The sequence below is a fragment of the Nonomuraea sp. NPDC003201 genome (assembly GCF_053590415.1).
The window spans coordinates 1-7,921 of sequence record NZ_JBSFTC010000410.1 but is presented as its reverse complement, the minus strand read 5'-3'; the positions used below and the strand labels follow the sequence as shown (position 1 = coordinate 7,921).

General features: G+C 73.1%; 4 protein-coding genes. 3 read left to right on the top strand and 1 reads right to left on the bottom strand.

The annotated features are described in order from the left end of the window. Window positions 1-278: 278 nt before the first annotated feature. Entirely contained in the window at window positions 279-1,100 is an 822-nt protein-coding gene (locus ACWDX9_RS55980; RefSeq protein ID WP_449970963.1) for an inositol monophosphatase family protein, read from the top strand. Between the two features lie 96 nt (window positions 1,101-1,196). Beyond that, window positions 1,197-1,439 (top strand): hypothetical protein, encoded by a 243-nt coding sequence (locus ACWDX9_RS55975; RefSeq protein WP_449970960.1) that lies wholly within the window; start codon window positions 1,197-1,199, stop codon window positions 1,437-1,439. Here ACWDX9_RS55975 and ACWDX9_RS55970 read toward each other — a convergent pair whose 3' ends face one another. After that, on the bottom strand, window positions 1,440-2,609 hold the full coding sequence (locus ACWDX9_RS55970; protein WP_449970958.1) for an SLC13 family permease: 1,170 nt from the start codon (window positions 2,607-2,609) through the stop codon (window positions 1,440-1,442). 56 nt (window positions 2,610-2,665) lie between these two features. On the opposite strand from ACWDX9_RS55970, the gene ACWDX9_RS55965 reads away from it, so the two are divergent. Next, window positions 2,666-7,921 (top strand): TIR domain-containing protein (locus ACWDX9_RS55965; RefSeq protein WP_449970955.1); only part of this gene is annotated, 5,256 nt, incomplete at its 3' end.

Genomic DNA, 7,921 nt, shown 5'->3' with positions numbered 1-7,921 from the left:
CTCGGGGCGCAGCGTGGGGCTCGGGTGGGGCGTGGTGGTGGTGTTGGGGCCGGGTGAGACGTACACGCTGGCGGCCGAGCGCTTCCACTGCAGGGTCGTGACGGAGGTCGGCGAGTCGGCCTAGTTCGCGCTGGGGCGGGGCCGGGCCGGCAGCCGCGACCTGTCGCTCGGCCCGCTGGGCGGCGGGCCGCACCACGTGGCCAGGCAGCCGCTGGACGCCCGCGAGACCGAGCTGGCCGTACGTCTGATCACCGCTCACCTGACCTGAGAGGCATCCGATGGACCTGGATCACGCCCGCACGGTCGCCGTCGAAGCCGCCGAGGCCGCGGGGGCGCTGCTCCGGGAAGGCATGAGCGGCGTGGTCGGCGTCCGGGCCAAGGGTGAGGCGGGCGACGTGGTGACCGACCTCGACCTGGCCTCGGAGAAGCTGCTGCTGGAGCGCATCCTGACGGCGTACCCGTCGCACACGGTGATCGCCGAGGAGTCGGGGCTGGTGGGGGCCGCGGGCGGCGAGTGGACGTGGCTGGTCGACCCGCTCGACGGCACCAACAACGTGGCGATCGGCCTGCCCGCCTACGTGGTGGGCGTGGCGCTGTGCCGGGGCGGGCGTCCCGTGCTGGGCGTGGTGCACGATCCCGTCGCCGACCGGACGTGGTCGGCCGTCCGCGGGCGGGGGGCGCTGTCCGCTCCGGCGGGGTCGTCCTCCGGGGTACGCCTCGCGCCCCCGTACGCGCCGAGCCCGCACGGGCCGCTGCTGGCCTGGACCCAGGGCTACGGCGTGACCAGGGACGACGCGACCGCACGCGCGCTGCGCACGGCGCTGGAGCTCAACGCGCGGCGGGTGCTGCAGCTGTGGGCGCCGCTGCTGGCGTGGGCGATGCTGGCGCGCGGCGACATCGACGGCATCGTGGGCTACCGGGCCGAGGCGGTGGACCTGCCCGCGGGCGCGCTGCTCGCAAGGGAGGCCGGCATCGAGATCAGGGCGCTGGACGGCGGCCCGTTCGAGGAGTGCATCGACGGCACGGCCGACGACCGCAGCTTCGTCGCCGCCCATCCCCGGGCCGTCCCCGGGCTGCTCGCCCTCCTCGGGCCCGAATGAGGAAAAGTCCGCAGAACATGTGTGTCCTTCGCCGATGAGTTCCGCTCCCGTTCGAGGTCTATTGGGAGAGAACGGAACAAGGGAGAGGGGCTCGACATGATGACCACGACCGAGCTGGCGCAGGTGCTCTTCGCGACCGCTCTGCAGCCGTCCGACCGGCTGTCCCCGTTCCAGATCCGCGAGGCCGTGGACGAGCGGCTGTGCCGGTGCGGCGGCGACGCGGCCCGGTGCGCGGCGTACGTGGCGCAGGAGGCCGGCGACCACCCCGAGACGTACGTCGTGCGGATGCGCTGGGCGCTGGACGCGGTCGCCGGCGCCTACGCGCCGGCCGCCGCCTGATCAGCTGAACCGCACCAGGGTCCACACGGTGGCGAGCAGCCCGGCCACGGCCAGGCCCGTGCCGGTGAGCAGGAAGCGGCGCATCGGGACCTTGACCTCGTGGCGGCGGCACGACTCGAACCACAGCAGCGTGGCCAGCGACGCCCACGGCGTGATGACCGGGGCCACGTTGGTGCCGGCCAGCAGGGCCAGCAGCTGGTCCTGGTCGGCGGCCGGGATGACGGTCTCGACGGCCTTGTAGGCGGGCAGGTTGTTGATGGTGTTGGAGAGCCCGGCCCCGACAGCGGCCGTGCGGTAGGGGTCGCCCTCCGTGCCGACCATCCAGGTCATCAGGTCGGACAGGCCGTGCCTGCTGAGCGTGGGCACCACCAGGAACAGCCCCGTCACGAAGATCACGAGCTGAAACGGGACGAGGCTCCAGGTCAGGCGGTCGCGGGCGCGTACCAGGAAGGCCACCACGATGATCGCGGCCGCCGCGGTGGCGGCGATGGCCACGTGCGTCTTGAGCAGCAGCATCGCGATGAACAGCAGGCAGCCGGCCGACGCGGCGCCGAACAGCACGCGGTCGGCCACCGGCTCCAGCAGCGGCGGGGTGTAGCGCAGGTCGCGCCGCTCGCCCCGGCGCCAGTAGAACACCCACAGGAACACCATCGTCACCGCGATCGAGGCGAGCTGCGGGGCCCACATGCGCGCCGCGAACTCCTGGGCGTCCAGGCCGATCTTCTCCATGCCCAGGAGGTTGGTCAGGTTGGAGACGGGGAGCAGCAGGCTCGCGGTGTTGGCCAGCCAGATCGTGGTCATGGCCAGGGGGAGGGCGGCGATGCGGGCCCTGGGGGCGAGGGCGAGCATGACGGGGGTGAGCAGGACCGCCGTCGTGTCCAGATTCAGAAATATCGTGATAAATGACGCGAAGGCGGTGCAAAGAAAGAACAGGGCGGCGTAGTTGCCGCGTCCGAGCACCGCCATCCTCGCCGCGATGGCGTCGAAGACCTGGGCTTCCTTGGTGAGCTCGGCCAGCACGATGATCGCGACCAGGAAGATCAGCAGGGGCCCGATCTCATCCAGGCTGGCGAGCGCGTCCTGCCACGGCAGCAACCCGGTCGCCACGAACACCACGCCGAGTATGAGCAGCCCGATCCTGATCAGGTCGAGCACGCCAAGACGCCACACCCGATAGATGATCCCACACGCTGAAAACCTGCGGTCCCACAGGGGATACTGAGCTCATGGCGCGTGACGGCAGGCCGACCGAGATCTTCGTCAGCTACTCCCCGGCCGACACGGCGTGGGCCACCTGGATAGCCTGGGAGCTCGAGGCGGCCGGCTACAAGACCATGATCCAGGAGTGGGACTTCGTACCGGGCACCAACTTCATCGACTTCATGGACCGCGGGGTCAGCGAGGCGCAGGTGGTCGTGGCCGTGCTCTCGCGCAACTACCTGACCTCCCGCTACGGCCGGATGGAGTGGCAGGCCGCGCTGCGGGCCGACCCCGACAACCCCTCCAACAAGCTCGTCACGATCAGGCTGGAGGACGTCCGGCTCGAGGGCCTGCTGTCCACGATCACCTGGGTCGACCTGCTGGGCGTCACCGACCCCGGGCAGGCCAGGGCGTTGCTGCTGGGCCGGGTGCGGGAGGCGATGGCGGGCCGGGCCAAGCCGGCGGCGGCGCCCGCGTTCCCCGACGGCTCCCGGGTGCCGGTGCCCGTCCCGACGCTGCCGCCGCCGGGCGACCGGGCCAGGGCCCGGCGGACGCCGGTGGCGGCGCCGAAGTTCCCCCCGGCGGTGAGCGCCGACCGGGCGCGCGAGTCGATCAGCGTGCTGCACATCGGCGGCCCCAGGTTCGGCCGGGCGCTGCCCGATCCGGGCGAGCCGTTCACGCCCGAGGACATGCAGGCGCGCATCTGGGCGGATCTGACCGCCATGTACGACCGGGGCATGCCGCGTCCCGACCTCATGCTGGTCACCGGCGACCTGACGGAGTCGGGCAGTCTGGGGCAGTTCGGGCAGGCGACGCGGTTCGTGACCGACCTGCGGCTGCTGATCGGGCTGGAGCAGCACCGGCTGATCCTGCTGCCCGGCCCGCGCGACGTGACCAAGGCCGCCGCCAGCGCGTACTTCATGACCTGCGAGGCCGACGACGTGAGCCCGCAGCCGCCCTACTGGCCCAAGTGGCGGCACTTCGCCGGGCTGTTCGGCGAGGTGTACCAGGGGCTGGACGACCGGGTGTTCGACGGCGGGCAGCCGTGGACGCTGTTCGAGGTGCCCGACCTGAAGGTGGTCGTGGCGGGGCTCAACTCGACGATGGCGATGAGCCACCTCGAACGGGACGCGTACGCGCAGCTCGGGGAGGCGCAGGCGGCCTGGTTCGCCGAGCGGCTGCGGCCGTACGAGGAGGGCGCGTGGCTGCGGCTGGGCGCGATCGGGCATCCGCCGGGCGAGCTGCGGGACGCGCCCACGTTCGAGCGGCTGCTGACCCACCGGCTCAACCTGCTCTTCCACGGCGGGTCCGCCCACCGGGCCGAGGGAGTGATCGCCGCGCCGCGCTCCGGGCGGCACCAGGTGGTCGAGATCACCCCTGACGGCCTGCGGATCTGGCTGCCCGACGCGGGCGAGCCCGAGCCGGTCCCGTACCGGTGGAAGGCCGTACGGGCCACCTTCACCGGCGAGAGCCCGGCCCCCGAGCCGCCCGCGCCCAAGCCGGACGAGCGCGCGCCGAGCCCGGTCGAGCTGCTGCTCGACCGGATCGCCGAGGTCTGCGAGGCCAGGCACGAGCGGGCCAGGATCCGCCGGTTCGACGCGCACCTCGTGGTCACCCACCCGGAGGACGGTTTCGTCCGCCAGACGATGATCGGCGCGCACGTCGGCGAGCTGACCGAGAGCACCGCCGACGGTTTCGTCCGCCAGGCGCACGCCACCGGCCTGGCCGCCGAGCTGGTCTACCAGGGCCCGCCCGCCTCCCGGGCGGTCCGCGACGACCTGATGCGCAAGGGGGTGCGGCTGCGCACCTTCACCGAGTTCCAGGGGCTGCTCGACCTGACTGGCTACGTCGCCGAGCAGACGGCCAGGCTGACGGCCGACCGCCGCTACCCGCCCGACCTGTACGTGCCGCAGCGCTACCGCGAGCTCGACCGCCAGGGCGGCCAGGTCAAGCACGGCCTGACCGACGAGCTGATGCGGCTGCTGGCCACCGACCACGGCAGGTTCCTGCTGCTGCTCGGCGACTTCGGCCACGGCAAGACGTTCGCGCTGCGGGAGCTGGCCCGGCGCATCCCGGTCGAGCTGCCGCATCTGACGCCGATCCTGATCGAGCTGCGCGCCCTGGACAAGGCGCACTCCGTGGACGCGCTGGTGGCGGCCCATCTGGCCGGGCACGGCGAGGAGTTCATCGACCTCAAGGCGTTCCGCTACCTGCTCAGGCAGGGGCGCATCGTGCTGCTGTTCGACGGGTTCGACGAGCTGGTGACCCGGCTGACGTTCGACCGGGCGGCCGATCACCTGGCCACGCTGCTGGCTGCGGCCGAGGACAAGGCCAAGATCGTGGTCGCCAGCCGTACGCAGCACTTCAAGTCGCACAGTCAGGTGCTGACCTCGCTCGGCGAGATGGTGGGGGTGCTGCCGCAGCGGCGGGTGCTCAGCGTGGAGGACTTCACGCACGACCAGATCCGCTCCTACCTGGCCAACCGCTTCGACGACGGCGACGAGGCCGGCGCGCGCATGTCGCTGATGGGCGAGATCAAGGACCTGCTGGCGCTGGCCCAGAACCCGCGCATGCTGACCTTCATCGCCGACCTCGACGCCGACCGGCTGCGTACGGTGGCGGGCGCCCGCCACACGATCAGCCCCGCGCTGCTGTACGACGAGATCCTCAGCTCATGGCTGGCCTTCGAGGAGCGGCGGGCCAGGATCCCGGGCTCGGCCACGGCGTTGACCGTCGATGAGCTGTGGCAGGCGGTGACGGCGCTGGCGATGCGGCTGTGGGACACCGGCGAGTCGCTGCTGGGCGTGGACGAGCTGACCGAGATCGGCGAGACGCTGACGGATCTGTCCGACGGGCAGCTGTCGGCGGCGCACGCGGCGTACCGGATGGGCTCGGGCAGCCTGCTGGTGCGGACCGAGGACGGGATGTTCGGGTTCATCCACGCGTCCGTGATGGAGTGGCTGATCGCCCGCCACATCGCCCTCGACAACTTCGCGCTGCTGTCCCGCCGGCCGCTGTCGGCGCTGACCGTGGAGTTCCTGTGCGACCTGGCCGACGTACGGGCGCTGCACGCGTGGGCGGCCGACCCACCGGGCGACGACGTGTCCAGGGCGAACGCGGTCAAGATCTCGGCCAGGCTGCGCACCCCGGCCCGGGCCGACCTGCGCGGCGCGAACCTCAAGGGCGAGGACCTGTCGGCCAGGGACCTGAGCGACGTCGACCTCACCGGCGCCGACCTGTCCGAGGCCACCCTGGCGGGCACCAACCTGTCCCGGGCCACCCTGCGCGAGGCCAGGCTGACCGGGGCCCGGCTCGACGGCGCCGCGCTGACCGGGGCCGACCTGACCGGCGCCGACCTGTCGGGGGCCCGGCTGGCGCGGGTGGACCTGAGCGACGCGGCGGTCGAGGGCGCCCGCTGGCACCGGGCCTCGCTGATCAACGTGACCGGCACGCTCCCCCACCTGCCCGGCGCGGCGGTGGTGCCGGGCCAGCCGGTGGAGGTCGAGTTCGCCCCGGCCGGCATCGGCGTCCCGTACGGCTACCACTTCCAGACCAGCCGCCTGCCCGAGCCCATCGCCTACAGCCCCGACGGCTCCACGATCGCGATCGGCAACGAGGACGGCGGCGTGCTGCTCTGCGTCGGCGGCGCCCCCGTGCGCACGCTGCAGGGGCACCGGGGCCGCGTCTACGCGGTCACGTTCGCCCGCACCCGCGACCTGCTGGCCACGGGCGCGAGCGACGGAGCCGTCCTGCTCTGGGACTCCCTCACCGGCGAGTGCCTGCACGCGCTCAAGGGCCACGCCGACGGCGTCTGGCCGGTACGCCTCAGCCCGGCCGGCGACCTGGTGGCGGCCGGGGGCGGCGACGGCATCGTACGCGTGTGGGAGACGGCCACCGGGCGGCTCGCGCACGCGCTCGAAGGGCACCAGGCGCCGATCTACACGGCGTCGTTCGGCCACTCGGTGCTGGTGACGGGCGACGCGGCCGGTGTCGTACGCGTCTGGGACCTGACGTCCGGGCAGGTGAAGGAGACGCTCGACGGCCATCGCGGCAGCGTCTACCGCGCCGTGCACAGCCCGGACCGCCGCCTGCTGGCCACCGGCGACGAGGCCGGCACCGTCAGGCTGTGGGACACCGCCACGTGGCGGCCGCTGCACGTGCTGGGCGGGCACGCCGGCAGCATCTACTGTGTGGCGTTCTCGCCGGACGGCTCGCTGCTGGCCACCGGCGACACGGCCGGCGCCGTACGCCTGTGGGAGCCGTCGGGCGAGTCCCGGGGCGTGCACACCACGCACGCGGCGGCCGTCTACCAGGTGACCTTCAGCCCCGACGGGCAGGCGCTGGCCAGCGGCGACTCGGGCGGCGTGCTCCGGCTCCAGCCGATCGGCGGCGGCCAGCGGGTCGAGCTGACGGGCCACCGGAGCTCGGTCTGGCCGTTCGCGTTCCGGCCCGACGGCCAGCAGATCGCCACCAGCAGCAACGACGGCACCGTGCGCCTGTGGGACCCGGGCTCGGGCAAGTGCCAGCGGGTGCTGCGCGGCCACGGGCGGCGCATCTCGTCCGTCAGGTTCAGCGCCGACGGCTCGATGCTGGCGACCAGCGGCAACGACGGCGTCGTACGTATCTGGGAGCCGCGTACGGGACGGCGGCTGCGGGAGTTCACCGGCACGGCCGACCGGCTCATCTCGGCCCTGTTCTCCCCCGCCGGGCCCGTGCTGGCCACCTCCAGCAACGACGGCGGCGTGCACTTCTGGAACGCCGCCACCGGCGACTACGAGCGCGAGCTGAGCGCCGAGACCGACCATGTCTGGGCCGAGGCGTTCAGCCCCGACGGCCTCCTGCTGGCCACGGCCAACGACGACGACAGCGTCAAGATCTGGTACCGCCCGACCGGACGGCTGGCGGGCCACCTGGCCGACCACCGCGGGCGGGTGCGCTCGATCGCGTTCAGCCCCGACGGCGAGTACGTGGCCACGGGCTGCGACGACCGGCTCGTGCGCCTGTGGCACGTGGCCTCCGGCGGCCGGGTCGCCACGCTCAAGGGCCACACCGACCGGGTCTACTCGGTGGTCTTCTCCCCCGACGGCCGCCACCTGGCCAGCGCCGGCAACGACGGCCGGGCCATGGTGTGGGAGCTGCGCCCGGGACAGCCGTGGCAGCCGCGGCTGGTGCACGAGCTCTGGCACGAGGGGCGGCTGTGGAGCCTGGCGTTCGACGCGACGGGCGAGCGCCTGGCCACGGGCGGCGACGACCTGGTGGTGCGGGTCTGGGACACCGCGACC